Origin of the sequence: Mesorhizobium sp. M2A.F.Ca.ET.037.01.1.1, assembly GCF_003998075.1 — a bacterium.
Taxonomy (GTDB): domain Bacteria; phylum Pseudomonadota; class Alphaproteobacteria; order Rhizobiales; family Rhizobiaceae; genus Mesorhizobium.
This window is the reverse complement of sequence record NZ_RZSA01001173.1, coordinates 1-1,835: the sequence shown is the minus strand read 5'-3', so window position 1 is coordinate 1,835 and position 1,835 is coordinate 1. Positions and strand designations below refer to the sequence as shown.

2 protein-coding genes are annotated in these 1,835 nt (G+C 62.7%); both read left to right on the top strand.

Going from position 1 to position 1,835, the window contains the following annotated elements:
- The first annotated feature begins 32 nt into the window (after positions 1-32).
- Positions 33-860, top strand: a complete 828-nt coding sequence (locus EOA27_RS34730) for a transketolase (RefSeq protein ID WP_245491289.1) — start codon at positions 33-35, stop codon at positions 858-860.
- 1 nt (position 861) lies between these two features.
- Positions 862-1,835, top strand: a 974-nt coding sequence (locus tag EOA27_RS34725; RefSeq protein WP_127258540.1) for a transketolase C-terminal domain-containing protein, incomplete at its 3' end; no start/stop codon positions are given.

The window sequence follows — 1,835 nt, the reverse complement described above, 5'->3', positions numbered from 1 at the left end:
CGCGCGGCAACAGCTTCGAGCCCACGGCGGAGGTGGAGGCGATGCTGAAGGATCGCGCGCGCTTCGTGCGGCTTGAGACGATCCGGCTGATCGAGATCGCCAAGACCGGCCACTACACGTCGGTGTTCTCGGCAGCGGAAATCTTCGCGGCGCTTTATTACGACGTCATGCGGCTACGTCGTGGCGATCCGAAATGGACCGGCCGCGACCGCTTTACGATCGGCAAGGGGCACGCTGCGGTGGGCCTGTTTCCGATCTATGCCGATCTCGGCTACTTCCCGAAGGAATGGCTCGATCAATATACGCGTCTCGGCAGTCCGCTTGGTGATCATCCAGACATGCGGAAAGTGCCCGGGGTCGACTTCTCTTCGGGCTCGATCGGCCATGCGCTGTCGAACGCGCTGGGCATGGTGCTGGCGCAGCGCTGGACCGGCGAGAAGGACTACCGGGTCTTTTGCATGATGGGCGATGGCGAGATGCAGGAAGGACAGGTGTGGGAGGCCGCGATCAATGCCGCCCAGCACCGGGCCAGCAATCTCATCGCCATCGTAGACCGCAACGGCTACCAGCTGGACGGCCGCGTCGACGACCTGATGAATATCGAGCCGCTCGACGAGAAATGGCGCGCCTTCGGCTGGGAAGTCCATGAGGTCGACGGCCATGACGTGGCGAAGGTCACAGAGCTGCTGCGCCGGGTGAGGGCCGATGACGAGCGCGCCAAGCCCTGCATGATCATCGCCAGGACCAGCAAGGGCAGGGGCGTTTCCTACATGGAGACCGAGCCGGGCTGGCACCTGGGTTATCTCGACCCGTCCGATGCCGAAAAGGCCATCGCTGAGATCAACGCGCTGGATGCTTGAAATGAACGGTCCGCTATCTCCCAATTCCTGGCAATATCGCGGTCTTAACGCCGTCAATCCAGGCCTTGACCACCTGTCCAACGGACTGATCGATCTGGTTAAGGCAGGCCATAACGTCATGGCTGGATCGGCCGACCTGCAATATTCGAACGGCCTGAACCGCTTCGCGGCGGCGTATCCCGACCGCTATATCTCCTTCGGCATATCGGAGCAGAACATGGTCAGCACCGCCGCGGGCATCGCGACCTGCGGCGTGGTGCCCTTCGTGGCGACCTTCGCTTCCTTCATGGCCTTGCTTGCCTGCGAGCAGATCAGGATGGACGTCGCCTATTGCGCGCAGCCGGTTCGCCTGATCGGCCACCACACCGGGATTTCCCTCGGCTTCTACGGCACATCGCACCATGCCACGGAAGACATCGCCATCATGCGCTCGATAGCCGACATCGCGGTGGTGTCGCCGGCGGATGGTCCGCAACTGGAAGCTGCGATCCGCGCGTCCGCCAATTACGACAAGCCGATCTACTTCCGGATCGGCCGCGGCCGCGATCCCGTGGTCTATCAAGGCACACCGACATTCGCCTTCGGCAAGGCGCATGAGCACTTCAAGGGCGAGGAACTGACCATCATCGCTTGCGGCATGGCCGTGCACGGCGCGCTTGAGGCTGCCAGGGCGATGAATGAAGATGGGCGCTCCGTCGGCGTGATCGACATGGCGTGCATCAAGCCCCTCGACCGGGAGGCCATTCTCGTCGCCGCGTCCCGCTCGAAGAAGATCATGACAGTCGAGGAGCACAACGTCCTAGGCGGACTTGGCAGTGCGGTCGCCGAAGTGCTGACCGACGAGGGGCTTGGCGTGAAGCTCAAGCGCCACGGCATCTACGACGAATACAGCCTGATCGCGCCGCCCACCCATCTCTACGCTCATTACACGCTCGATGCCGCAGGCATTCGCACCGTTGCAGAGGCCTTCATCGC